This is a genomic window from Caulobacter sp. GW821-FHT10C03 (assembly GCF_059415485.1).
The window spans coordinates 219,701-244,316 of the sequence record NZ_JBWKNI010000003.1 but is presented as its reverse complement, the minus strand read 5'-3'; the positions used below and the strand labels follow the sequence as shown (position 1 = coordinate 244,316).

Sequence of the window (24,616 nt, the reverse complement as noted above, 5' to 3'; positions counted from 1 at the left end):
CCGTGGCGGGGACCAGCCGGTGTTTCTTCAATATCGAGCCAGCCGACAACTGCCCCGTCTTGCGCGGCGAACTTCCGCCCGAGAGCGAGGAGATCGCGCTCGCCGCGCCGTCACCCGGATCTGAGTCGCCTACGGACGAGGCGCAGGACGAGGAGACTGGAGCGCCTGAGGTCGCGTCGGTTTTGGAAGCTCCGCCACCGGTGCCCGCGATGGGCGTGGTCGGCGACCTCGCCCCACCGAAGCCATCGACCGTTACACTTAGCCCGGGCCGAGAGCTCGGACTGGATGGTCTTTCCGCCCTCGCGCGCAAGCGACCTCTGCGTCTCATCGGGCTCCTAGGCGCGCCGGCGGCCGGCAAGACCATGGCGCTCGTCAGCACCTTCCTTCTCGCCGCGCACGGAAAACTCAAAGGCTATGAGTACCGCAACAGCGAGAGCGCGTTCGCGTTTGACGAGCTTTCGAAAGGGGCCCGTGCATGGACCGAGGACGGGGCTATGCTCGATCAACTCGTGCCGCACACCGAACTCGCCGATGAGAGACGGCCAGGCTTCCTTCATTTGCGGCTCTACGGCGATAAGATCGACACAGCGGTCGACCTTGCGTTTCCTGACCTTCCCGGCGAGTGGACCGAGACACTCATCAACAAGAGCGTTTATGATCGCCTGGCGTTTCTTCGCAACGCCGACGCAATCTGGATCTTCGTTGACGGCGCCTTACTTGCGGATCTGAATTCCGGGTATGACGTCGCGGCCAGGACCTGCAGCCTTATCGGGCGGCTGGCGGCGAAATTGCCCGCGCCTGTCCCTCTGAAGCTCGTCGTTACGCGCGCTGATCAGTACGACCAGATTCCACAGGTCTTGCGTGATCAGATCATGGAAGAGGCCGCCTCCAAGGGGTTCGAACTGGGTGTCCATGAGATCGTCTCGGTCGACCAGGCGAAACACGAACGGAGCGGCGACGGCATTTCGGAACTTCTGGATGCGAGCGTGTCCGTGAGGACCGTGGCCCGAGCGCCCGAGCGCCCGCGCCACGCGTCATCGCGGCAGATGCTGAGATATCGCGCGAGGCAAGACGCATGACCCTCTCGAACTCAGCTCCGATCACCGTGCTGGGCGGCCCCGATGCCGGAAAGTCAAACTACATCGGTGCGCTTTGGATGAAGCTGCGCCGGAATCGGGGCGTGTTTAGAATTCCGTTCGAGCCCGACAACATCGAATACGTCGAGCGGATCGTACGCCATCTGCGAGTCGGGCAGTATCCGCCCCGCACCGAGCCGGATGAGGGTGACGCAACATTCGTCGCCTCGATTTCTCGGGCGGACGATCCGAAGGTCGCCATCGCGCAACTGTCCGTTCCGGATATGAAGGGCGAAGTCTGGAAAGCCGCTTCCAAGGATCGTGAGATTGATCCGGCATGGATCCGCCAGCTCGGCCAGAGCGCAGCGGCGATGCTTTTCGTGAGACTGGGGTCGGAAGAGAACGTCGACATGATCGACTGGATCGCTTCAGCGCAACTCATGGAGCTCGACGCGGCGCGCGAAAACAACGCGAAAGAAGCGCCATCCACGCAGCTGTTCCTATGTGACCTTCTTAATCTGCTCGAGGACAACCTCGGTACTCAGACCCTGGCAACGCGACCTCGTGTAGCCCTGATGATTGCCGCCTGGGACCGCGCCGGCGCCGAAGAGCGCGAAAATGGGCCGCGCAGCTTCATCAGAAACGAATATCCGATGCTTTATGGTCGGATCGCCGACAACAGCCGGCTCGAGATCAAAATTTTTGGCGTCAGCGCCACGGGATACGATCTAAAGGTTCCCGAACAACGCGACGCGTACCTTAAGGCCGGACCAGCAGAAGCTGGTTTTGCTGAGGTCGACGTGGGTGACAAAATTGTGAAGGGCGACCTGCTCACGCCGCTGACGTGGGCGCTCGAAGGTGAGATTGCGTAGCCATGAACGGCTTGAGGATCGATCAGCAGCGCCACGGTTACGTCGGCGGCCACCAGCTGCTGGCGACCTCAATCCAGCTTGATCGCCAAGACCAGGACGTTGTCGATCGACTTTCCGATATTGGCGGCCAACCGGGGCCAAACGAATCCGTTCCGGATTACCTGACGGGCTACCCATTGCCTTCGGGGCGTTTCTTCGCGTTCGCGCGAACCTGGTACGATTTCAATGCGCCGCGGGCGGGTTGCGTGCTCACCCACACCCTGCTCGTTCCGACCGACGCCTGGTCTACGATCAACACGTTACTTGCGCTCGCCCATCACCATAGCTGGTTCGAGCGCGAAGGCTCGGTCCGATCGCTGCCCAAGCTCGACGTTGTGGTGGAAGGCCGCGAAGCTTATCCACCTACGCAGGCGACCGGTCTTGCTGAGGTTTGCGAAGCCCTGTTCCTGGAAGATCGGAAACCGATCGTTTGGCTTACGGACCCCGACAACGAGACGGTATTGCGGATTGTGGAGGCCCTGTGGCCAGCGCTGCGCAGCCGATTTGCGTTCCAAACCTTCGCATTGAAGCCGCGTTCGAAAGCCCAGGGCCTATTTGACTTGATGGTCGCGCCGCGAAGTGCTCGCGGTCGGTTCTCCTCGTGGAACGGACGGCGCATCGACGGTGACCCCGCGCCTCGACATAGCTTCACCACTTCGCTCGTCGCATCGATCTTCGGCACGCCGTTTCCCGATCTGAAGGCTGCAGATCCACTGGGCCTGCTGGCCCGCGATTCGGTCGGAGATCCCGCCAAGCTACGGCTCTCGATCCTATGGAACACCCTGCGTAGTGATAGCGAGGCGAATCCGAACAACACCCTAGGCATGCTGGATGTCCTGTCGGCAGCGGCGCTGCCCGCCCCTCAGCGTTGGAGCCTAGCCGAGCCTCTCTTCACCCGCATTTTCAAGCTAGCTTCCTCCGATGCAAGCCGTGCAATGACTCTGGCGTCGATCGCGCTGGGCAAACTCGAGCCCGGTGATGGCGAGCGCCTGGCGGACCTTATTCGGCGCACCGCTAATTTCGTCACCATCTCAGATCCCGAAGCCGGACTGCGTCTTGCCGGGACTTCTTGGCGCGATGTCGGCGTCAGTCCGCTCATTCAACGGTCGGTCGCCCAAGCGCTCTGCACTTTGCCGCCGGCGCTCGCCTGGCAAACGCTTGCCGGCGCGCCGATGACCCTGGTGGCCATTCTTGCGAACCGGGACCCATTGCTTCTCAGCCATCTAGCGGGTCGGGAAGAAGGTTCGCGCGCCGATTGGGCCTGGTTTGCATCACTGTTGGACAGTCTCCCTGCGAAGGCGCTGGATACGATCCGATTGGCGGTCATTGGCCACCTGAATCGACCTGAACAGTCGATCGTAGCCAGCCGTCTCTTCGACGGCATCGACGAACCGGTACTCCCCTCCGCGATCAAGCAACTCGATCGAGCGGGGGGACTCGCAGTCCCCGAATTGCTCGCCACCTTCGCTGAGTTGCGGCGCCCCGCGCGATCTGAAAAGCTCGATGCGCTAGTCGCGGCGAAGCTCACCGCATCACACCTTCGAGCTGCTCTATCGCGACTCCTTGCACCCAAGCCCTCAGACGTAGCGTGGTTGCTCGCGTCGGGCGTTCCGCCGCAGACCAAAATCCAACTGCTCGAAGATCTCCTTGGCCGCGCCGCGCGCGACGAACTGGCGGCGATCGCCAGGGCGAGCGATTTCGAGAATATCCTGAAGCTATTGTTCGGAGCGCCCCATGCGGACGAAATCGCCACTGCGCTAATCCTGGCGCGTGGGTCCCTGAGTGGCGGAAGCTTTAAATTGGTGCTCGACCATTACGGCTCGGTCGACACGCCCGCCGCGCACCAAGTGCTAGGGTGGATGATAGATAAGCTGGTCCCGCTTCGCCGTCGCTCCGACGCACAGCAGCTGGCGGAGGTTCTTGCGAAGGAGTCAGCGTTGGGCGCTATCGAGCTTGTGGCGCCCTCGATCTTCGAACTCCTCGTTCCACAGCATGGCCGCGATCCTGAGGAGACCTACTCACTCGGACTTCAGCTCGCCGTGGATTTACCCCCCCCACTAAAACAGGATTTCATCCGCGACCTCCCAGCTTTGGCAACCCGCGCGTCGGCTCGTGGCGTCTATCGCCTCGAAGGCACCGCATACGAGGCGTGGGCGACGCTCGTCCAAGAAGCCATCAAATTAGACGAGCGGACCGGTGCGATTGCAGCTGATTGCGCCCTTGAATATATTTTCAAGCGCGAATACCAAGCGTTGCTTTCTCTGACCTGCGTTAGCTTTGGGCCTAGTTTTGAACTTACGCTTCGTGAGCCACGTCTCGGCAGAAAGAATGCGGAAAATCTTGTAAAAGCTCTCATTCGAATTTTCGATCGAAACAATTGGAGCAACGACATTCTACTAAGGGTTCTGCTTCACACCGTCGACCAAGATCTGGCAATCAAAGCGGCGACAAGCAATTGGTCGGGAGAACGAATGATCCGCGACGCGCTTAGCCGCGTCGACCTTAGCCAATTCGACAGCAACTAAGTCATGTGCAAATCAGCGATATATTTGCAGCGAAGTCTGTCTTATGGCCGGTACTTAGGTTACGGAACGCACAGCCTGAGACGGACCAAGGTGGCGCTGATCTACAAGAAGATCGGTAACTTTCGCGCGTGCCAACTTCTACTCGGACACCCGAAGCTCGAGAGCACGGTCCGATGCCTCGGCATGGAGGTCGATGACGCGCTGGAGATGTCCGAGCAGATCGATCTGTAGCTTACCAGTCCATCACAAGTGGGGGCCCCGAACTGCACGACGCGCCTCCAACGAAGGTCGCGTCCCTGGAGGCCTGCCAATGTCGGCTCCTGGCGCAGCCTGGCAGCTCGGCCGCCTTTCTCGAGGCGTGCCAATGCCCCTTCCTGACCATCAAGATTTTCAGATGGTGGACAAGAAAAAGCAGGTGCCAGGTTCCCTCGATCGGTGAGATAGGCGTGGCGTGCATAGTTAGTTGGACACATGCACTTATGTAGAGGGGCCAGGTGATTATCCGATTGGCCCTACGTGGCCCGACTACGCCGGCTCCGTCTCAAGCAAAGTCCGCAAACCGTATCTCGCTCTCGAGAAAGGTATAAAGGATCGGTGCCCAGTTGTAGCCGTACGGGTAAGGTTGCGAGTTGGCGCTCGCGAGACGCTCCGCAATCATGGAATCGCTCTCTGCGGGCAGGATGGCGCGCAGGCGACGCGCCATGTCCTCGCCGGTCTTGACGGGTACACGGTCATCAACATGGTGATAGATCGCGCCGAGCCTTCGCCCAGTCTCGAGCACGTTGCCTTCGGCGACGGGAATGGATGCAAGGCCCATCAGCCTTGTGGCGATCCGTTTACACCTCATTTCGACCTCTTCCCATCCAGGCTTAGTGTGCTTCGCGGGATCATCGACGACTGACATGATCTCGGTCAGGTTCGATAGAATTGCGTCAGCGTCGGCCGGGGGGCAGTAGTTGCTGTGTGCGTTGCTCGATTATCCTGGCGATTACGTGGACATTGTCCGGATCCGAGTTTGCCATCAGGCCGATCTGGCCAAGAGTTAGCTCGATGTAGTCCCAGAAGTAGGGCCCGTAGTAACCGAGTTCGAGGGCGGCTAGCAGCCGGTCGCGGTCCACCGCCCGGGCAGCCGGAAGCTGCATCGTGGGATAGTGAACCTTGAAGACGGCCGGGTTAAGCGCGAGCCCGCCGATCACATCTTCCCAGAAAATGATGCCCACTGCGAACTTCCCGGCCGCGACCCGCGTGTCTGAGTAAAGCCGAACCTGCTGCTGAAGTTTGGCGTCATAGTCATTCGTGGTGGCGACGTAGAGAGTGGTCAGCTCGGGCTGAAAGGTCTCGGCGTTGTTGGCCTCCTCCTCCACGACGGCGAGAGTGAGCGCTGTTGCATAGCGCTTACACTGTACCCCCGTTTTCCGACCGAGGTCGTCAGGTCCGAATATATCGACTCCCTGCTGCGCTTGGCCTGGACGGCCGTTCTTTTGCAGGGACGACGATTTCCAGCGGAGGCGCTGAGCATCGAGCACGATAGACTCGAAGTCCTGCCAGTTCTTAGGCTTAGGAATATGGAGGCCATGCGCGCCAAGGCCAGCCTTAAGTTGGGACCGCCAAGTTGGCAAAAATGCCGTGCCGAAGGATTTCAACGCCTTAGCCGTCCGGCGTTGAGTTGGCCCCACACTATGGACGCACGACCACCTCCAGGCGAACCTCGGCTGTTCCCGCGGAGCCTCCCCCGATGAGTCGCCTCTTCCTCGCCGCCGCCTTGGCCGCGCTGATCGCCCCCGCGACGGCCCTCGCCCAGGCGTCCCTGCCGGCGACGCCGGCCGGCCAGGCGACAGAGGCCTATATCGAGGCGCTCAACGCTGGCGACGAGGCCAAGGCAGCCGCCTTCATCAAGGAGCGCTTCCCAACCTCGCCGATCGACGCCGCCGGCCTGATGGGTTTCGAGCGCCAGACGGGCGGGTTCGAGCTGGTGCGGATCGAGGAGCAGACCCCGGCCGCCCTGACGGCCCTGGTGCGCGAGCGCTACAGCGACAGCTATGCCCGGCTAAAGGTCGAGACCGATCCGGCGACGCCCAGGCAGATCCGCGCCCGGCCGACATTCCCGCCCCCGCCCGGCTCGACGACGCCGCCCTGGCCAAGGCCGTCGCCGGCCGGCTGGCCCTGATGGGCGAGGACTATTCCGGCGTCGTGCTGGTCGCCCGCAAGGGCCGGCCCTTCGCGACCTTCGCCCAGGGCTGGGCCGACCGCGACGGCAAGATCTCCAACAGCCTGAAGACCCGGTTCCGCGTCGGCTCGATGGACAAGATGTTCACCGCCGTCGCCGTGCTGCAGCTGGCCCAGGCTGGCAAGCTCGACCTCCAGGCCCCGCTGATCACCTACCTCAAGGACTATCCCAACGCCGACTGGGCGCGGAAGGTCACCCTGCACCAGCTGCTGACCCACACCGGCGGAGCGGGCGACTTCTTCGGACCGGAGTACGACGCCAATCGCGACCGGCTGCGCACGCTGGACGACTATGTACGCCTCCTGGGCGCGCGCGCTCCGACCTTCGAGCCCGGCGCGCAGTGGGCCTACGCCAACTACGGCTTCATCCTGCTGGGACGGGTGGTCGAGGTCGTCTCGGGCCAGAGCTATTACGACTACGCCCAGGACCACATCTTCGCCCCCGCCGGCATGACCGGCAGCGGCTTCGAGCCCGAGACCACGCCCGTGCCCGACCGCGCCGTCGCTTACGAGCACCAGGCTGAGGGCTACGCGCCCGCCAGCGGCCTGCCCTGGCGCGGCACCTCGGCCGGCGGCGGCTATTCGACGGCGGAAGACTTTCTGAAGTTCGCGACCGCCCTCTATGACGGCCGCCTGCTGGACGCCGCGCACCGCACGATGATGACCGCCGGCCAGGTCGACGACCCGCGTGGCGGCAAGTACGGCTATGGCCTGTCCATCCTCAATGCGACCCCAAATTCGGGCCCAAATTCGGGCCCCAACGCCACCATCGTCGGTCATGGCGGCGGCGCCGCGGGGATGAACGGCGACCTGCGGATTCTCGGCGGCGGCGAGGGCGTGGTCGTCACGCTGAGCAACGTCGCCCCGCCGTTCCTGGCCGGACGCCTCAGCCAGTTCGTCGTCGAGCGCTTCCTGCTGCCCTGAGATTTCACCGGCGCGGGTGGTCAGGCCGCGAGTCGTCGCGCGCGGCGCGAATACGTGGCGTTCATGAAACATGCGGCGACAATGCGGCGGATTTCGCGTCCGCCGCCGCGTCGCGCAACGCGTCGGGCAGCGGCTCCGACCCGATGCTCAAGTTCTTAATTTTCAAAGGAAAAGCTCTCGGCGACCTGTGGCGACGGCGTTCTGGAACGCGCCCTTTCGGCCACAGTTCTCGTCACATTGATAATATCAATTCTTGCCAAAATATCTCCGGTATGTAATGAAGTGGTCATGCCACATAGTGGAACTGGCCCGAACATATTGGGACTGGCCAAGTTCACCCACTAGGGCTGGGGAGAGGGAACAATGGCTTTCAGACCAAGGGCGGGACCGCCCTAGGCCGGCCCGGTCGCGTGCAGGCGTGACCGCAGGGGGCATGAACGGACTTGCAAAGTCCGGCGAGGGCTGAGGGGCCCTCGACCAAATAAAATACATCGGGAGGAAATCTAATGGAGCGCCTAAGCGCGCGCGGCCAGATGGCCGCTGCTGTGTCCGTCATTGCCTTGAGCGCGGCTATCGCGCCGCAGATCGCCGGGGCGCAGGAAGTCATCAAGACCGCGTCGTCGGCCGGAGCCCCGACCGCCGCGCAGCGGGAAGAGCCCACGCAGGTCGAGACCATCGTCGTCGGCGCCCGCGCCTCGCAGCAGTCGTCGATCTCGCGCAAGAAGCGCAGCGTCACCGCCCAGGACTCCATCGTCGCCGACGACGTCGGCTCCTTCCCTGACGGCAACGTCAACGAAGCCATGTCGCGCATCGCCGGCGTCGCCATCGAGCGTAACGGCTGGGGCGAAGGCGACGGCGTGGTCGTCCGCGGCAACGGCGCCGACCTGACCCGCGTGGAACTGGACGGCATGGGCGTGGCCGCCTCGGGCGCCAACCTGGCCGTGGGCGGCGGCGACGGCCGCAGCGCCGACCTGCGCGAATTCCCCGCCGAAATGATCAAGAGCCTGGACGTCATCAAGGGCCAGACGGCCGACATGACCCCGGGCGGCCTTGGCGCCACGATCCAGATCCAGACCCGCACCGGCCTCGACTTCAAGAAGCCCTACATCTCGGTGCGCGGCGCGGCCGCGGGCAACACCCTGTCGCAGAAGGCCTCGCCGGAAATCGGCGTCGTCGCCTCGCGCAAGTTCCTCGACGACCGCCTCGGCGTCATCGCCAACATCAGCTACAGCAAGCGTCTGAACGACAGCCACTCGCTGAACAACGGCGGCTCGAACAACGCCCAGGGCTACACGCGCTTCGCCGACTTCGACAACTCGCCGGACAAGACCTTCACCTACAACCCGGCCACAGCCAACGGCACGGGCGCCACCGACCCGATCGGTTCGTGGGCCCTGACCGGCGGCGGCTTCTGGAACGCCCCCACCCCGACCGACGTGCTGACCAAGTCGGCCGCGGCCAAGACCAAGGCCGAGTGTCTGGCCGCCTTCCCGCTGCTGAACGACGCCCAGCTGGGCACGATCGTCGCCGGCTCGAACGGCGCCAACCGCCTGGCGGCCCAGCAGGCCCAGATCAACTCGCAGATCAGCTGCCTCAACCAGTGGAACGACTATACGCCCAACCTGGTGCGCGACCAGAACTGGTCGCAGTACGAAGAGCGCCTGTCGTGGGACATCCGCCTGGACTACCGCGTCAACGACGACCTGACGATCTTCGCCAAGTACCAGGTCTCCAACCGTGACCAGCTGGAAGAGAACCGTCAGCGCACCCGCGGCGGCATCGCCACCCTGTACGGGGCCTCGACCGGCCAGACGACCACCTCGCTGACCACCAACACCTTCTATCCGGCCGGCACGCCCAACGTGCTGAGCGCCGTCAACGGCGGCGGCTACTACATCTACATGCCGGGCCTGCCGACCAGCGCCTTCACGATCGACACCACGCCGGGCACGGCGGTCACCAACAACGCCTTCCCGCTGTACGGCGTGGCGGCCAACATCGTGCCGGGCTCGATCCAGGTCGACGGCAACCACCACCTGACCCAGTTCGACATCACCAACGCCGGGGTCAATATCGACCACATCAACAACCAGCAGGACTGGCACACCAAGTACTGGTCGGGCGGCGCCAAGTACGAGCACGGCCCGATCACGGCCGACCTGACCTATGGCCACAACGAGAGCAAGTACAGCCGCCAGGACATCCGCCTGACGCGCTCGTACAACTACGGCAACGCGACGATGCGCGTGCTGGAGAACGGCATCTGGACCATCGACACGCCGGCCTCGTACGACGAGACCAACATGTCGAACTTCGTGCAGATGCTGAACCCCACGGCGGTCGGCATGCCGTCGTACAGCAACGCCTATCGCCTGTCGTTCACGCCGCGCCTGGTCGAAAGCGCCGAAGACCAGGTCAAGTTCGACCTGACCTACCTGCCGGACATGCCGCTGTTCACCCGCTTCAAGGTGGGCGCCCTGTACCGCAACGCCACGGCTGAATCCTGGGGTAACGGCGGCTACTCGCCCTCCACCGGCGTCTTCGTGCCGACCCTGACCCTGCGCAGCGACGTGCGGGCCTGTCAGAACGTGGCGACCACCACCGCGGCCAACGCCTGCGTCTACGGCTACGCCCCGAACCCGACCACGGGCCTGAACTTCCTGTACGGCATCGAGACCCTGACCCAGGCGCAGCTGATCTCGATCTACCAGAACTCGCTGGAAGAGAACTCGGGCCCGTTCATGAAGGGCTACGAGGGCACTTCGGGCCTGGAGCTGTGGGACAGCATCGACGTGCCGAAGGCCTATTCGCAGCTGGCCAGCGCGGCCAACTACAACCTGGGCTGCATCAAGTCGTGCACGGCCAGCGACGGCAAGGTCTACGACCAGCCCTTCAACGCCACCGAAGAGACCATGAGCTCGTGGTACTGGATGGCCGACCTGGCGTACGACCTGCCGTTCGGCATGGAGCTCAAGGGCAACCTGGGCAGCCGGATGTTCAAGACCGAGGTGGCCGGTTCGGGCTACGTCACGCTGAACTACACGCTGAAGAACAGCAACTTCAACCCGGCCGATCCGAACAACGCCCTGGGCGTCAGCACCGGCGCGATCACCAAGCAGGTGACCCTCAACAAGTCCTACACGGGCTGGCTGCCGTCGTACAACGCCGTCCTCTGGACCATCCCGGACAAGGTCGCGCTGCGCTACAGCTGGGCCAAGACCGTCGCCCCGCCGGCCATGAAGTACCTGTGGCCGGGCGGCTCGTGCACCTATGACGAACGCCGCCTCGACGTCATCGAGACCGACGGCTCGTCACAGGACATGAGCTGCGGCACCTTCGGCAACGCGGACCTGAAGCCCTACCAGGCGACCAAGAACAACACCTCGCTCGAGTGGTATCCCAACAAGGACACCTCGTTCAGCGTCGCCTACTACCGCCAGAAGGTCCGGGTCGGCGGCGCCATCGCCGTGCCGCTGAAGAACAACCGCACGATCTTCGACGGCAGCGACACGGTGGTGCCCGGCACCGACCGCCAGCTGTCCGACGTCGACTTCGCCATGACCACCTACCAGAACGGTCCGGGCTACGTGCAGTCGGGCTGGGAGTTCGTCGCCAAGACCGCCTTCACCTTCCTGCCCTGGAAGTTCAGCAAGACCGGGATGGACTTCAACGTCTCGACCACCAAGTCGAACAACTCGGTCACCTACATGGACCCGCTGACCGGCGAGGCGCTCGATCCGATCGGCCAGTCCAAGTACTTCGCCAACCTGGTGTTCTGGTACGACGACGGCGTCACCAAGGCCCGCATCGCCTATCAGACCCGCGACCGGGTGCTCTCGTGCATCTCGCCGTGCGGCAACACCAGCGCCTCGCCGGTGCGTAACGCGCCGAACACCAACATCGGCAACTTCGTCGGCTTCCCGTACAACCCGAGCGAGCCCTTCTACTCGGAGAAGTACGAGTACCTCGACGCCAAGATCTCGCGTCGCCTGAACCGTAACTTCGAGATCTACGCCGAGGCCCGCAACATGCTGAACGCCGCCCGCCTGTCGGTCGGCTCGGACAGCCGCGGCTTCGACGGCAAGCCTAACCCGTGGTCGGTGTCCTACGGCGGCGCCCGCGTCGCGGTGGGCTTCACCTACCGCAACTAAGCCTGCCTTCCGCCCCGGCGTCCGCGCCGGGGCGGAGCCCTCCGGGCCCCCTTTGCTTGTACCTGCGACCGGCCCCCGCCGGTCCGCGACCGACAGGGCTCACCGATGGCGATCTGGAAGTCTCGCGGGCCCCGCCCGCCGTCCGGCCGACCGGACCTCTCGCGCCGCCTGCACCTGCTGGGCGCGACCTCGATCCTCTGCCACGCCTTCGCCGGCCGCGCCCTCGCCGCGCCAGCCGCTCACACCATCACGCTCCATGGCGACGCCGGCGGTCCCCGCTTCGACGGGATCGGCGTGGTCAATGGCGGCGGCGCCACCTCGGTGCTGCTGAAGGACTATCCCGAGCCCCAGCGCGGCCAGATCCTCGACCTGCTCTACAAGCCGAAATTCGGCGCCTCGGTCAGCGCCCTGCTGGTCGAGATCCCCGGCGACGGCAACTCCACCCAAGGCTCGATGCCCAGCCACATGCATGCCCGCGGCGACCTCAGCTACGAGCGCGGCTACACGTGGTGGATCCTGCGCGAAGCCAAAAAGCGCAACCCCGCCCTGAGCCTCGACGGCGCGGCCTGGAGCGCGCCCGGCTGGCTGGGCGGCGGCCAGTTCTGGTCGGCCGACACCATCGACTACTACATCAAGTGGCTGGAGGGCCTGCGCTCGGTCCACGGCCTGGAGATGGACGCCGTCGGCTGCCGCAACGAGAAGGGCGCCGACTATCCGTTCGTGAAGGCCTTCCGCCAGGCGCTGAACCAGCGCGGCTTCGCCAAGGTCAAGCTGCACGCCTTCGACAACTGGCCCAAGGACAAGCTCGACTTCGTCGCCGACATGGCCGCCGACCCGCAGCTGCGCAACGCCATCGACGTCATCGGCGCTCACGTCTTCTACGCCAACGGCCACGCCTCGGCCGAGGTGCAGGCCATGGCCAAAGCGATGGGCAAGCCGATCTGGAACACCGAGGACCACGTCTATCTGAAGGGCTTCGACTGCACGATCGGCATCGTCCGCGCCTTCAACCACAACTACGTCCTCAGCGGCGCGACCAAGGTGGTCAACTGGTACGACATCGCCGGCGTCTATCCGATCGAGCCCTATCCGGAAGACCCCGCCGCCGTCCTCGCCCACCAGCCGTGGAGCGGCCACTACAAGGTGCGCGAGGCGCTGTGGGGCTACGCCCACTACGGCCAGTTCAGCCAGGTCGGCTGGACCTATCTCGCCGGCGGCTGCGGCATGCTGCCCAGGGGCGGCTCCTACGTGACGCTGAAGTCGCCGGGCGAGGACTGGAGCCTGATCGTCGAGACCAAGGACGCGCAGGGTCCGCAGACGCTGCGCATCGCCGTCGGCGGCGGGCTTTCCGACAAGCCCCTGTGCGTCTGGCGCAGCGACGCGGCCGAGCAGTTCATCCGCCAGAGCGACCTGGCGATCGAGGACGGGGCCGTCACGATCACCCTGGCGCCCAACGCCATCTATTCGCTGTCGACCACGCGCGGCCAGCGCAAGGGATCGTTCGAGGCCGTCCCGCCGCCGGCCCGCTTCCCGTTCCCCTATCGCGAGACCTTCGCCAGCTACGCCCGGCCCGCCGCCCACGGCTGGCTGCCGCGCTACACCGCCGACATCGCCGGCGCCTTCGAGCTGGCCGACCGGCCGGACGGCAAGGCGGGCCGCTGCCTGCGCCAGGTCGTCCCGATCCCGACCATCTCCTGGGCCCCGGACTGGCGGCCCTACACCATCCTCGGCGACGCCGAATGGACCGACTACGAGGTCTCGGCCGCCGTCTGGCTGAACCCCGGCGACACCGCCGCCGTGATGGGCCGGATCAACCATGTCGGCACGGGCTACGGCTTCACGCCCAAGGGCTATTTCCTGGAGCTGGCCCACGACGGCCGCTGCCGGCTCGTCGCCATCCGCGGCAAGAAGGATCCGAAGAAGGCCGTGGGCGACGCCGAGCAGCAGGCCCTGATCAAGGCCGGCAGGTTCGAGGGCGAGGGCGGCGAGCTGGTGCTGGGCGACACCGTCCTGGCCGGCGCCGGACCGGGCCGCTGGCTGCGGCTGGCCTTGCGGTTCCAGGGGCCGCGCATCACCGGCCTGGTCAACGACGCCCCGGTGCTGACCGCCGAGAACAGCCTCTACCCCGCCGGCATGGCGGGCCTGCTGGCCGGCGCCGACAAGACCCGGCTCTCCACGCCCTGGTTCGACGACCTGACCGTCAAGACGGTGGGCGCGCCGACGCCGCGCCCCTCCCTGCCCTCGCCCCGCCAATCGCCCATCTACGGAGCCCGCTCGTGACGCGTTCGCTGACCACGGCGGGAACCCTCAGCCAGACCCTGGCCAACGACCTGGGGCAACTGATCGTCACCGGCGCCTTCGCCGTGCGGGCCTTCCCGACCGAGACCGAGATCTGCGATCGCTACCAGACCTCCCGCACCGTCGTGCGCGAGGCGGTGAAGATGCTGATCGCCAAGGGGCTGGTGGCCAGCCGCGCGCGGCGCGGCACCACGGTCAACGCCGAGGACGACTGGAACCTGCTGGACCCCGACATCCTGTCGTGGATCCGTACACGGAAGTTCTCGCTGGACCTGCTGATCGAGTTCACCCAACTGCGGCTCAGCGTCGAGCCGACGGCTGCGGCCCTGGCCGCGCGCGAGGCCGACGCCCGCCGCCGGGCCGGGATCGAGCAGGCCCTGGCCCGCATGGCCGCCGCCGAGCAGGGCGACGAGGATCCGCTGACGGCCGACATCGCCTTCCACGTGGCCGTGCTGGAGGCCAGCGGCAACCGCTTCCACCGCCACATGCGCGACGTCATCGAGGCGGCCCTGCGCTTCGGCGCCCAGCGGCCGGGGATCGAGCAGCAGGCCGACCAGCACCTGCCCGCCCACGCCCGCATCGCCGACGCCATCCTGGCCCGCCGCCCCGCCGACGCCGAAGCCGCCATGCGCGACCTGCTGCTGCGGATCCTGGAGCCGCTGGACCTGACGCGGATGCAGCGGCGACGGCCGACCTGAAACCCTCTCTCAGAGAGAGAGGGAGGGGCCCGCCGCGAAGCGGTGGGAGGGTGAGAGGTTTCACCGCTTCCGGTAATCGCAAAAAGGGCCGCCCCTTTCGGGACGGCCCCTTATTCCCAGGCTTAAGATCAGGGGAGGCGGATCTGGTCAGGTCCGCGCCTCATTCGGAGAGAGTGTAACCTCTCACCCTCCCACGCCTGCGGCGTGGGCCCCTCCCTCTCTCAAAGAGAGAGGGGTCCAAGGATCACCAGTTCCACATCGTCCCGTCTTCCAGGCGCGCCACCGGCAGTTGGCGCGGCTCGTAGGGGTACTTGGCCGCCAGGGCCTCGTCGATGTCGACGCCGTGGCCGGGGGTGTCGCCGACGTAGAGCAGGCCCTTGTCGAAGCGGTAGTCGTGCGGGAACACCGCGTCGGTCTCGGGCGAGTGGCGCATGTATTCCTGGATGCCGAAGTTCGGAACCCAGGTGTCGAAGTGCAGCGCGGTTCCCATGGTCACCGGCGACAGATCGGTGGCTCCGTGGCAGCCGGTGCGCACCTGCCACAGCGAGGCGAAGTCGGCGATGCGGCGCAGGTGGGTCAGGCCGCCCGCCCCGACGATGGTCGTGCGGATGTAGTCGATCAGCTGTTCCTGGATCAGGTCCTTGGCGTCCCAGATCGTGTTGAACACCTCGCCCACGGCCAGCGGCGTGGTGGTGTGCTGGCGGATCAGGCGGAAGGCCTCCTGGTTCTCGGCCGGGGTGGAGTCCTCCAGCCAGAAGAGGTCGTAGGGCTCCAGGCTCTTGCCCAGCTGGGCCGCCTCGCGCGGGGTCATCCGGTGGTGGCCGTCGTGCAGCAAAGCCACGTCGAAGCCGTGCTCCTTGCGCAGCGCCTCGAACAGGGTCGGCAGGTAGCGCAGGTACTTGCGGGTGTCCCAGGTGGTCTCGGTCGGCAGGGTGGCGTCGGCCGGCTCGTAGTACATGTCGCCGCGACCCACGCCGTAGGCGAGATCCAGGCCCGGCACGCCCGACTGGGCGCGCACGGCCTTGTAGCCGGCGTCGATATAGCGGCCGACGGCCTCGACGGTGTCTTCCAGGTCGCTGCCGTTGGCGTGGCCGTAGACCAGCACGCCGTCGCGCGAACGCCCGCCCAGCAGGTCGTACAGCGGCGCGCCCAGCGCTTTCGCCTTGATGTCCCACAGGGCCACGTCGACGGCGGCGATGGCCCGCATGGTCACCGGACCGCGACGCCAGTAGGCCCCGCGATAGAGATATTGCCAGATGTCCTCGATGCGGCGCGCGTCGCGGCCGATCAGCACCGGGATCACGTGGTCTTCCAGATAGGAAACCACCGCCTTCTCGCGCCCGTTCAGGGTGGCGTCGCCGATGCCGTAGACGCCCTGGTCGGTCTCGATCTTCAGGGTGACGAAGTTGCGGCCGGGCGAGGTGACGATCACCCGCGCCGCCGTAATTCGCAGCGGCGGCAGACCGGCTGCCTTGAACGGCTGGGTTTGACTAGTATGCACGTCGAGATTCCCGTGGTCTTCCATGGGAGTTCAATAGTCCCAGCGGTTCGGCCTGTCCATATTGGCCTGACCAATTTATAAGGTCGCTTATGTCCACCAAGGTCGAAGGCCGTCTTTACGAACGCGTCGCCCGCGATCTGGCCGGCCAGATCGCCGAGGGCCGCTACGCCGTCGGCCAGCGCCTGCCGTCCGAGCGCGACCTGGCCCAGACCTATTCGGTGTCCCGCCCGACCATCCGCGAAGCCATCATCGCGCTGGAGCTGGACGGGCTGGTCGAGGTGCGGCTGGGCTCGGGCGTCTACGTCAAGGCCCAGCTTCCCGCCCAGGGTCAGGCCGGCGACACTGACATCGGCCCGTTCGAGCTGCTGGAGGCCCGCCGCGCCATCGAGGCCGAGGCCTGCGCCATGGCCGCCAAGCGCATTGATGACGAGGCCCTCGACGAACTCGACCGCCTGGTCATCGAGATGCAGGCCGAGAACGCCCGCGACGTCGATCGCGCCGAGGACGCCGACCGCCGCTTCCACATGCTGATCGCCTCCTCGACCCAGAACAGCGCCATGATCGCCGCCGTCGAGATGCTGTGGGAGGCCCGCGCCCGCTCGCCCCAGACCAAGCTGATGGGGCAGAAGGCCCACGCCGCCGGGGTGATCCCGCGCATCGACGAGCACACGGCCATCGTCACCGCCCTGCGCGCCGGCTCCTCGGAAGACGCCCGCGACGCCATGCGACGCCACCTCACGCGCGTGCTCAACTCGCTGCTGGCGGCGACCGAGGTGCAGGAGCTGGAAGAGGCCAAGGCCCGCATCGCCGCCACCCGCGACCGCTACACCTGAGGCCAGCCCCGCGCGGCGGGGCCGGAACGATTGGCCGACCGGGGCCGTTCAGCGAGCAACAGGCGCCGCCTCGAAAGGGGCCTCGCCCTCACCTCGCGCAGGGATGACCCGGCCATGCGATCGATCCTTCTGATGCTGCTCGGCGTGCCCCTGCCGATCATCCTGTTGCTCGCCTTCTGCACGCATCATTTCTGAGCCGGCGGGAGCAGATCGGATGTCGGACCTCGTCCCCGAAGAGCACCAATCCGCCGTCAGCTGGGACGCCGTCCTGGCCGGTGCCGCGGCGAGCGTGGCCCTGCTGTTCGTGCTGGTGTCGCTGGCCGCCGGCCTTGGCCTGAAGATGGCCCCGCGCTGGCCGACCGGGCTGACCGCGGCCGACTTCACCCCGCTGGTCGGCGCGGTCTTCGTCGCCTGCCAGGTGGTGGCCAGCATGCTCGGCGGCTACCTGGCCGGACGGCTGCGGACCAAGTGGCTGCACGTCCATGACCACGAGGTGCATTTCCGCGACACCGCCCACGGCCTGCTGGCCTGGGCGACCAGCGTCGTGGCCCTGCTGCTGCTCGGCGCCCTGACCGCCTCGCCGCCGGTGAGCCCGCCCGACACCCTGGCCCCGGCCGAGGTGATGCGCGCTGGCCAGATCGCCGCGCAGATCTCGCTGTTTTTGGGCATAGGCGCCTTGACCAGCGCCTTCGCCGCCAGCGTCGCCGCCGCGATCGGCGGGCTGCGGCGCGACGACATGCACCGGCTTCACCGCGCCTGACGGAGCGATGCAACCTGCGGACAATTGGCCATACCAATTGAACGCATCGCGCCCCATCGCCCTGGCCAAGGCCGCTGGCGACCTGATAGGGACGGAGCCCAGGACAGTCCGGGGGAAGCTTCATGACGCCCAGCCGCCGCCAGATCGTGCGCGAGATCGCGACCGCCTTGCCGTTGCTGCTGGCCCTGGTCGCCGCCCCCGCCCTCGCCGCTCCGCCTGAACGCTTCGACGTCGCCGTCACGGTCGACGACCTGCCCGACCACGGCGCCCTGCCACCCGGCATGACGCGGCTGTCGATCACCCGGGACCACATGGCCCTCTTCAAGGCCCACGGCGTGGTCGAGGCCTTCGGCTTCGTCAACGGCGCCAACGCCGACGATCCCGACAGCCTCGCCGCGTTCGACGCCTGGCGCGCCGCCGGCCATCCGCTGGGCAACCACACCGCCACCCACCTCAACATCGACAAGGCCGCCAGCCTCGACGCCTGGATCGCCGACCTGCAAGCCGGCGAGCCGGCCGTGGCCTCGCGGATGCCGGGCCAGGATTGGCGGTATCTGAGGTTTCCCAACCTTTCGACCGGCGCGACGCGCGAGCGCCACGACGGCGCGGCGGCCTGGTTGAAGGCCCACGGCTACAAGGTCGCTCACGTCAGCGTCTCGTTCGACGACTGGGCCTATACCGACGCCTACGCCCGCTGCGCCGCCAAGGGCGACACCGCCGCGATCAAGCTGATGGAAGACCAGTACCTCAAGGGCGTCGACGACGCCCTGGTGCGGATGCGGGCCGTCTCGCTGAAGGTCTACGGCCGGGTGATCCCGCAGGTGCTGCTGACCCACGTCGGCGGCTGGTCGGCGCGGATGCTGCCGCAGGTGCTCGACCGCCTTGATGCGGCCGGCGCCCACTACGTGACTTTGGAACAGGCTCAGAAGGATCCGGCCTATGCCCAGGCCGAGCAGTGGCTCGGCGGCGACGGCATCATGGAGCGCACGGCCCGCAACACCGGCGTCGACCTGTCGGCCCTACCGCCGCCGCTGAGCAAGCCGGTGGATCCGAAGGGGCTGTGTCGGTAGCCGGGTCCCTCTCCCCTTGCGGGAGGGGGCGGCCTCCGAAGGAGGTCGGGTGAGGGGTCTCTCAGAAAGATCCGCCGCGCCAGTCCGGCCCGACCGGACGCAACCGTTCAGATTTGAGAGACCCCTCATCCGTCGCCTTTCGGCGACACCTTCTCCCGCAAGGGGAGAAGGATAACGTCAGGCGATCAGCTCGTACGCCGGCAGGGTCAGGAACTCCTCCATCCCCTCCTCCAGCACCATGCGGGTGAAGAGGTGCGCGGCTTCCTCCAGCTTCGGCGAGCCGTGCTCGCGGCGCAGGTCGCCCATCTCCTGGGTGAACAGGCCGATGAACAGCTCCGAGGTCAGCACGCGGCCGTCGTCGAGTTCGGCGGCCAGGCGCACCCACTGCCACAGCTGGGTGCGGCAGATCTCGGCGGTCGCCGCGTCCTCCATCAGGTTGTAGAGCGGCACCGCGCCCCGGCCTTCCAGCCAGGCCTGGGTGTAGCGGACGCCGACGCGAATGGCCTCGCGCACGCCGGTCTCGGTGCGGGCGCCGTCGTGCAGCTCCAGCATCTGGCCCTGCGTGATCTCCAGACCCTCCAGCGTCTTGCCGAGCTGGTTGGGGGCCGGCATCAGGCGGTCGAAGACCTCCATGGCCACCGGCACCAGGTCGGGGTGAGCGACCCAGGTGCCGTCGTGGCCGGCCCCGGCCTCGCGCTCCTTGTCGGCGCGGACCTTGGCGAAGGCGGCCTGGTTGGCGGCCTCGTCGCCCTTGACCGGGATCTGTGCGGCCATGCCGCCCATGGCGAAGGCGCCGCGACGGTGGCAGGTCTGGATCAGCTTCAGCGAATAGGCGCCCAGGAACGCCTTGCCCATCACCATGGCCGAGCGGTCCGGGGTCAGGAACTCAGGCCGGCGGCCCAGGCGCTTGATGAACGAGAAGATGTAGTCCCAGCGACCGCAGTTGAGGCCGACGATGTGGTCCTTCAGCTCGAACAGGATCTCGTCCATCTCGAAGGCGGCCGGGATCGTCTCGATCAGCACCGTGGCCTTGAAGGTCCCGACGGGCAGGCCCAGGGCCTCCTGGGCGCGGACGAACACCTCGTTCCACAGCCGGGCCTCGAGATGGCTCTCGAGCTTGGGCAGGTAGAAGTAGGGACCCGAGCCCTTGGCGATCGCGGCGTGGGCGTTGTGGAAGACATAGAGGCCGAAGTCGAACAGCGCGCCGGCGACAGGCGCGCCGTCGACTTCGAGGTGGCGTTCGGGAAGGTGCCAGCCGCGCGGCCGGACCTTCAGGACGGCCGGGTTGGCTCCCAGCGCGTAAGCCTTTCCGGACTTCGGATCGACGTGGTCCAAGACGCCGTTCCAGCGGTCCTTCAGGTTGACCTGACCCTCGACGACATTGGCCCAGGTGGGGGCCGTGGCGTCTTCGAAGTCGGCCATGAACACCTTGGCCCCGCAGTTGAGGGCGTTGATGATCATCTTGCGGTCGACCGGACCGGTGATCTCGACGCGGCGGTCCTGGAGGTCGGCCGGGATCGGCGCGACGGTCCAGTCGGCGGCGCGGACATGCGAGGTCTCGGCCAGGAAATCGGGCAGTTCGCCGGCGTCGAACCGGACCTGTCGGGCTTCGCGGGCCGCCAGCAGGGCGCGGCGGCGGGCGTCGAAGCGGCGGTGCAGGTCGGCCACGAAGGCCACGGCCTCGGGCGTCAGGATCTCTACCGCGCGACCCTCGATCGGACCGAGGATCTGGACGTTGGCGGCGATGTCGAGGGGCATGGCGTGTTCCGTGGTGTGGTGACGCGGACTTTGGAAGGTTTATCGGATACGCACCGCGCACCCAATGATCGTCATCCCGGCCGTAGCGCAGCGAAGAGCCGGGACCCAGGGGCGACCGCATTGCGTCGGCCACCGCGAAGAAGCCTCGACGACAGTACGTCGGCCCCTGGGTCCCGGATAAGCGCTTAGCGCTTTCCGGGATGACGATTTGAGGGAGCGGGTGAAGGGAGGAAGCAGGCGCCTCCTTCCCCGCTACACATCGAGCGTCTTACGCGCTCTTTTCGGTGGCCCGGATGGTCGGGACGATCTGGTCGCCCCAGTTGCCCGAGCCGTCGTGGTGGCGCGAGGTGCGCACCAGTTCGACCGAGTAGCCGGCCTCGATGGCGCGGCGGACGGCTTCGTTGAGGCGGTGAGAGGCCTCGGCGAGGCGGTCCACGGCGCGGTCCTGGGCCGACGAATCCGGCATGGCGGCGGGAGCGAATTGCGTGACGTTGGTCATGACGTTTCTCCTCAGTTCGGGCTTTGGGGGACGGGAGGGTTTGAAGCTCGCCGCTATTCGGCGGCGAACTGGTTCATGGTGTTGGCGCCGCCGCCGGCCTTCAGAGCGCGCTCGCCGGCGACCATTTCCTTGAAGCTGTCGCCGAGGTCGGAGCCGACCTCGTGCTGGTGCTTCACGGCCGACACGCCGCGGCGGATTTCCTCGCGCTGCACCGTGTTGACGTAGGCCCGCATGCGGCCCTCGCCGAAGTAGCCGCGCGACAGCTCGTCCATGCTCTTGGCGGTCAGGTGGAAGGTCGGCAGGGTGATCAGGTTGTGGAACACCCCGGCCCGGGCGGCGATGTCGACCTGGAAGCGCGCCAGGCGCTCGTCGGTCTCACGACCCAGGTCGCTGTCGTCCAGGTCGGCCGACATCAGGGCCGCGCCTTCCGGATAGCTGTCCGCGTGGATCTTGCCCTCGGCGATCCACTGGTCGCGCACCTGCTTGCGCAGATTGAGCGTCCAGTTGAACGACGGCGAGTTGTTGTAGGTCAGCTTGGCGTTCGGCACGGCCTTGCGGACCTCGGCCACCATCGAGGCGATCTCGTCGACATTGGGGGTGTCGGTCTCGATCCACAGCAGGTCGGCGCCGCCCTGGGTGAGCGAGGCGATGCAGTCCTCGATGACGCGAGCCCGGCCGGTGCCGTCCTGGAAGGCGAACAGGCCGTTGGGCATGCGCACCGGCTTCTGGAACTCACCGTCGCGGTACAGGGCCAGTTCGCCCGGCTGGATCGGGTTTTCCGGCGTGATCGCCTCGGTCTTCAGCCACTTGATGTAGTCCGAAGCCAGGTCGCCCGGCTCCTGGCTGACCGGAATCTTCTGGGTCAGGCCCGCGCCCAGGCTGTCGGTGCGGGCGACGATGACGCCCTCGTCGACGCCCAGTTCCTCGAAGGCCAGGCGGCAGGCGCGCAGCTTCTCGATGAAGTCCTCGCGCGGCACGGTGACCTTGCCGTCCTGGTGGCCGCACTGCTTGGCGTCGGAAACCTGGTTCTCGATCTGCAGGCAGCAGGCGCCGGCCTTGATCATCTCCTTGGCCAGCAAGTAGGTGGCGTTTTCGTTGCCGAAGCCGGCGTCGATGTCGGCGATGATCGGAACGACGTGGGTCTCGAAGCCGTCGATGGCCTTGATCGCGGCCTGTTCGGCGACCTGGTCGCCGGCCTTGCGGGCGGCGGTCAGGGCCTTGAAGAGGTCGTTGATCGCCACTTCGTCGGCCTGGCGCAGCGAGACGTAGATCTCTTCGATCAGATCGACGACCGAGGTCTTCTCGTGCATCGACTGGTCCGGCAGGTGGCCGAAGCGGTTGCGCAGGCCCGCGACCATCCAGCCCGACAGATAGACATAGGCGCCCTTGGTGGTGCCGCGCAGGCGCTTGACCGACTTGATCATCTGCTGGGCGTGGAAGCCCGACCAGCAGCCCAGCGACTGGGTGAACTGGCTGCTGTCCTTGTCATAGGCGGCCATGTCGGCGCGCATGACGGTCGCCATGTCGCGGGCGATGTCCAGGTGCGTCGAATAGGTGTTCTGCAGCTTCAGCTGGATGATGTCGTCGATGGCGACGCCGCCCGGCGTCAGGCCCTGCGGGTAGCGGGCGAGGAGGTCCTGGCGGTGCTCGGCGTAGGTCTTGCGCATGGTCGTCGTACTTCCCCGTTCGGGGCCCGCTGATTGGGAGGCGGGCGTGATTTCGTCTTGGGGAGCTAACGCGGCGGGGCCGATACGGTCGAACCTATTGAAGACGATTTGTCATGAATTGACTTTGTGTAATTTGTAAATCCGTGACAACGTGACATCCATGGTCACGACGACGGACAAGAAGCTTTTCCTGGGCGGCCGGCTCAAGCGGCTGCGGCGCGACATCGGCGTCACCCAGGCCCGCATGGCCGAGGAGCTGGGCGTCTCGCCCAGCTACCTGAACCTGCTGGAACGCAACCAGCGGCCGGTCACCGCCCAGATGCTGCTGCGGCTGGCCGAGGCCTACGATCTGGACCTGCGCACCCTGTCGGCCGACGATCCCGGCGGCGGCGCGGGCCTGGAAGAGGTGCTGGCCGACAAGATGTTCGCCGACCTCGGCATCGGCCGCCATGAGGCCGCCGAGGTGGCCGAGCTGTCGCCCGCCCTGGCCGAAGCCGTGGCCCGCCTCTACCGCGCCTATCTCGACCGCGGCCGGATGATCGACCTGGGCGCCTTCGAGCGACCGGACGGAACGCCGGCCGTCTCGTCCTCGCCCACCGACTGGGTGCGCGATCTGGTGGGCTCCCAGCGCAACCACTTCGCCGAACTGGAGACGGCGGCCGAGGCCATCGTCGCGGCGCTGGACGCCGACCCGCAGGACCTGGGCCCCGCCGTGCGCGAACGCCTGCTGGAACGGTTCGGCATCCAGGTGCGGGTCATGCCGGTCGAGGTGATGGCCGGCTCGCTGCGCCGCTACGACCATCACCGCAAGCGGCTGATGGTGTCGGAAACCCTGGCCCCGGCCAGCCGCATCTTCGCCATGTGCTATCAGCTCGGCCTGATGGAGGCGCCGGACGCCCTGACCCGCCTGGCCGACCGCTTCGCCGCGCCGGACCGCGCCACGCGCCAGCTGCTGAAGGTCTTCCTCGACAACTACCTCGCCGCGGCGATCATGATGCCCTACGAGCCGTTCCACGCGGCCATGGAGGCGACCGGCTACGACATCGAGCGGGCCCGCTCGCGGTTCGGCGTCAGCTACGAGCAGGCCGCCCAGCGCCTGACCACGCTCAGCCGCCCGGGCGCTCGGGGCGTGCCGTTCTTCATGATGCGACTGGACGCGGCGGGCAACATCTCCAAGCGCTTCGCCGCCGGCCCCTTCCCGTTCTCGCGCTTCGGCGGCGCCTGCCCGCGCTGGAACGTGCACGACAGCTTCAAGACCCCCGGCCGCATCGTCACCCAGGTGATCGAGACCCCCGACGGCGCCCGCTACTTCACCCTGTCGCGCACCGTGCGGCGGGTGTCGGGGCTGCAGGCGGGGCTGGAGGACGAACTGGTCATCGGCCTGGGCTGCGAGCTGAAATACGCGGCCAAGCTGGTCTACGCCCGGGGCCTCGACATCGCCTCGCCGGTGACCGTCGAGATCGGCCCCTCCTGCCGCATCTGCGAACGCCCCGCCTGCCCCCAGCGCGCGGCCGCGCCGATCAATCGGACGCTGCTGGTGGAGGAGGCGTCCAAGTCGGTGACCCCGTTCCCGTTCGCGCGGTGAATTGATCTGAACCCCTCCCCCTTGATGGGGGAGGGGCAGGGGTGGGGGTGACTACGACGGTTGAGGCCACGCACGGCCGCCAGCTCGGCAGGTCACCCCCATCCCCGACCCTTCCCCCATCAAGGGGGAAGGGA

Annotated in this window: 18 protein-coding genes and 1 pseudogene; 13 read left to right on the top strand and 6 right to left on the bottom strand. The window is 66.6% G+C overall.

Features of this window, described 5'->3' with window-relative positions; all coding sequences use genetic code 11:
* Nucleotides 1–2 precede the first annotated feature (2 nt).
* The 4 genes and pseudogenes from AC07NG_RS05215 to AC07NG_RS05200 all read left to right on the top strand — a co-directional run.
* A complete protein-coding gene (locus tag AC07NG_RS05215; RefSeq protein ID WP_494592617.1) occupies nucleotides 3–1,079 on the top strand; it encodes a TRAFAC clade GTPase domain-containing protein in 1,077 nt (358 codons plus the stop codon).
* Nucleotides 1,076–1,948, top strand: a complete 873-nt coding sequence (locus AC07NG_RS05210) for a TRAFAC clade GTPase domain-containing protein (protein ID WP_494592616.1) — start codon at nucleotides 1,076–1,078, stop codon at nucleotides 1,946–1,948. The genes AC07NG_RS05215 and AC07NG_RS05210 overlap by 4 nt, the downstream gene beginning before the upstream one ends.
* A gap of 2 nt (nucleotides 1,949–1,950) precedes the next feature.
* Nucleotides 1,951–4,512 (top strand): GAP1-N1 domain-containing protein, encoded by a 2,562-nt coding sequence (locus tag AC07NG_RS05205; RefSeq protein WP_494592615.1) that lies wholly within the window; start codon nucleotides 1,951–1,953, stop codon nucleotides 4,510–4,512.
* A gap of 60 nt (nucleotides 4,513–4,572) precedes the next feature.
* Nucleotides 4,573–4,743 (top strand): annotated as a pseudogene (locus tag AC07NG_RS05200) (integrase); the annotation flags it as partial.
* 310 nt (nucleotides 4,744–5,053) lie between these two features.
* Here the strand turns inward: AC07NG_RS05200 and AC07NG_RS05195 are convergent.
* Together AC07NG_RS05195 and AC07NG_RS05190 are read right to left on the bottom strand one after the other, a co-directional pair.
* On the bottom strand, nucleotides 5,054–5,416 hold the full coding sequence (locus tag AC07NG_RS05195) for a hypothetical protein (protein WP_494592614.1): 363 nt from the start codon (nucleotides 5,414–5,416) through the stop codon (nucleotides 5,054–5,056).
* A 28-nt stretch (nucleotides 5,417–5,444) separates the two neighbouring features.
* The gene (locus AC07NG_RS05190; protein ID WP_494592613.1) at nucleotides 5,445–6,155 is read right to left on the bottom strand and encodes a hypothetical protein; all 711 of its coding nucleotides are present in this window, start codon (nucleotides 6,153–6,155) and stop codon (nucleotides 5,445–5,447) included.
* Between the two features lie 92 nt (nucleotides 6,156–6,247).
* Here AC07NG_RS05190 and AC07NG_RS05185 point away from each other — a divergent pair, with 92 nt between their 5' ends.
* The 5 genes from AC07NG_RS05185 (at nucleotide 6,248) to AC07NG_RS05165 (ending at nucleotide 14,809) form a co-directional block, all read left to right on the top strand.
* Entirely contained in the window at nucleotides 6,248–6,679 is a 432-nt protein-coding gene (locus AC07NG_RS05185; RefSeq protein ID WP_494592612.1) for a hypothetical protein, read from the top strand.
* Nucleotides 6,679–7,662 (top strand): serine hydrolase domain-containing protein, encoded by a 984-nt coding sequence (locus AC07NG_RS05180; RefSeq protein WP_494592611.1) that lies wholly within the window; start codon nucleotides 6,679–6,681, stop codon nucleotides 7,660–7,662. The genes AC07NG_RS05185 and AC07NG_RS05180 overlap by 1 nt, the downstream gene beginning before the upstream one ends.
* A 506-nt stretch (nucleotides 7,663–8,168) precedes the next feature.
* The gene (locus AC07NG_RS05175; protein WP_494592610.1) at nucleotides 8,169–11,813 is read left to right on the top strand and encodes a TonB-dependent receptor; all 3,645 of its coding nucleotides are present in this window, start codon (nucleotides 8,169–8,171) and stop codon (nucleotides 11,811–11,813) included.
* 105 nt (nucleotides 11,814–11,918) lie between these two features.
* On the top strand, nucleotides 11,919–14,093 hold the full coding sequence (locus AC07NG_RS05170; protein WP_494592609.1) for a galactocerebrosidase: 2,175 nt from the start codon (nucleotides 11,919–11,921) through the stop codon (nucleotides 14,091–14,093).
* Nucleotides 14,090–14,809 (top strand): FadR/GntR family transcriptional regulator, encoded by a 720-nt coding sequence (locus AC07NG_RS05165; protein WP_494592608.1) that lies wholly within the window; start codon nucleotides 14,090–14,092, stop codon nucleotides 14,807–14,809. Before AC07NG_RS05170 ends, AC07NG_RS05165 begins: the two co-directional genes overlap by 4 nt.
* A gap of 244 nt (nucleotides 14,810–15,053) precedes the next feature.
* Here the strand turns inward: AC07NG_RS05165 and manD are convergent, their stop codons facing one another.
* On the bottom strand, nucleotides 15,054–16,262 hold the full coding sequence (manD, locus tag AC07NG_RS05160) for a D-mannonate dehydratase ManD (protein ID WP_487288180.1): 1,209 nt from the start codon (nucleotides 16,260–16,262) through the stop codon (nucleotides 15,054–15,056).
* Between the two features lie 137 nt (nucleotides 16,263–16,399).
* Here manD and AC07NG_RS05155 point away from each other — a divergent pair, with 137 nt between their 5' ends.
* From AC07NG_RS05155 to AC07NG_RS05145, 3 genes are all read left to right on the top strand, one after another.
* Nucleotides 16,400–17,143: a FadR/GntR family transcriptional regulator gene (locus tag AC07NG_RS05155; protein WP_494592607.1), complete on the top strand. Its 744-nt coding sequence runs from the start codon at nucleotides 16,400–16,402 to the stop codon at nucleotides 17,141–17,143.
* A gap of 214 nt (nucleotides 17,144–17,357) precedes the next feature.
* Complete coding sequence (locus AC07NG_RS05150) at nucleotides 17,358–17,903, top strand: hypothetical protein (RefSeq protein WP_492853788.1); 546 nt, start codon at nucleotides 17,358–17,360, stop codon at nucleotides 17,901–17,903.
* A gap of 122 nt (nucleotides 17,904–18,025) precedes the next feature.
* Complete coding sequence (locus AC07NG_RS05145; protein WP_492853789.1) at nucleotides 18,026–18,973, top strand: polysaccharide deacetylase family protein; 948 nt, start codon at nucleotides 18,026–18,028, stop codon at nucleotides 18,971–18,973.
* A 177-nt stretch (nucleotides 18,974–19,150) separates the two neighbouring features.
* Here the strand turns inward: AC07NG_RS05145 and aceB are convergent, their stop codons facing one another.
* The 3 genes from aceB to AC07NG_RS05130 all read right to left on the bottom strand — a co-directional run bounded on the left by aceB (nucleotide 19,151) and on the right by AC07NG_RS05130 (nucleotide 22,897).
* Nucleotides 19,151–20,731: a malate synthase A gene (gene aceB, locus AC07NG_RS05140; RefSeq protein WP_494592606.1), complete on the bottom strand. Its 1,581-nt coding sequence runs from the start codon at nucleotides 20,729–20,731 to the stop codon at nucleotides 19,151–19,153.
* A 268-nt stretch (nucleotides 20,732–20,999) separates the two neighbouring features.
* Nucleotides 21,000–21,230 (bottom strand): hypothetical protein, encoded by a 231-nt coding sequence (locus AC07NG_RS05135; RefSeq protein WP_408611073.1) that lies wholly within the window; start codon nucleotides 21,228–21,230, stop codon nucleotides 21,000–21,002.
* A 53-nt stretch (nucleotides 21,231–21,283) separates the two neighbouring features.
* Nucleotides 21,284–22,897 carry an isocitrate lyase gene (locus AC07NG_RS05130; RefSeq protein ID WP_487288003.1) on the bottom strand — a complete coding sequence of 538 codons (1,614 nt, stop codon included), beginning with the start codon at nucleotides 22,895–22,897 and terminating at the stop codon, nucleotides 21,284–21,286.
* Between the two features lie 160 nt (nucleotides 22,898–23,057).
* On the opposite strand from AC07NG_RS05130, the gene AC07NG_RS05125 reads away from it, so the two are divergent.
* Nucleotides 23,058–24,482, top strand: a complete 1,425-nt coding sequence (locus tag AC07NG_RS05125) for a helix-turn-helix domain-containing protein (protein WP_494592605.1) — start codon at nucleotides 23,058–23,060, stop codon at nucleotides 24,480–24,482.
* Nucleotides 24,483–24,616 lie beyond the last annotated feature (134 nt).

Coding starts and splice junctions, on each gene's coding strand:
- AC07NG_RS05125 (WP_494592605.1), top strand. CDS start 23,058: ATGGTCACGACGACGGACAAGAAGCTTTTCCTGGGCGGCCGGCTCAAG.
- AC07NG_RS05195 (WP_494592614.1), bottom strand. CDS start 5,416: ATGTCAGTCGTCGATGATCCCGCGAAGCACACTAAGCCTGGATGGGAA.
- AC07NG_RS05210 (WP_494592616.1), top strand. CDS start 1,076: ATGACCCTCTCGAACTCAGCTCCGATCACCGTGCTGGGCGGCCCCGAT.
- AC07NG_RS05145 (WP_492853789.1), top strand. CDS start 18,026: ATGACGCCCAGCCGCCGCCAGATCGTGCGCGAGATCGCGACCGCCTTG.
- AC07NG_RS05130 (WP_487288003.1), bottom strand. CDS start 22,897: ATGCGCAAGACCTACGCCGAGCACCGCCAGGACCTCCTCGCCCGCTAC.
- AC07NG_RS05180 (WP_494592611.1), top strand. CDS start 6,679: ATGGGCGAGGACTATTCCGGCGTCGTGCTGGTCGCCCGCAAGGGCCGG.
- AC07NG_RS05185 (WP_494592612.1), top strand. CDS start 6,248: ATGAGTCGCCTCTTCCTCGCCGCCGCCTTGGCCGCGCTGATCGCCCCC.
- AC07NG_RS05205 (WP_494592615.1), top strand. CDS start 1,951: ATGAACGGCTTGAGGATCGATCAGCAGCGCCACGGTTACGTCGGCGGC.
- AC07NG_RS05155 (WP_494592607.1), top strand. CDS start 16,400: ATGTCCACCAAGGTCGAAGGCCGTCTTTACGAACGCGTCGCCCGCGAT.
- AC07NG_RS05150 (WP_492853788.1), top strand. CDS start 17,358: ATGTCGGACCTCGTCCCCGAAGAGCACCAATCCGCCGTCAGCTGGGAC.
- aceB (WP_494592606.1), bottom strand. CDS start 20,731: ATGCCCCTCGACATCGCCGCCAACGTCCAGATCCTCGGTCCGATCGAG.
- AC07NG_RS05175 (WP_494592610.1), top strand. CDS start 8,169: ATGGAGCGCCTAAGCGCGCGCGGCCAGATGGCCGCTGCTGTGTCCGTC.
- AC07NG_RS05170 (WP_494592609.1), top strand. CDS start 11,919: ATGGCGATCTGGAAGTCTCGCGGGCCCCGCCCGCCGTCCGGCCGACCG.
- AC07NG_RS05135 (WP_408611073.1), bottom strand. CDS start 21,230: ATGACCAACGTCACGCAATTCGCTCCCGCCGCCATGCCGGATTCGTCG.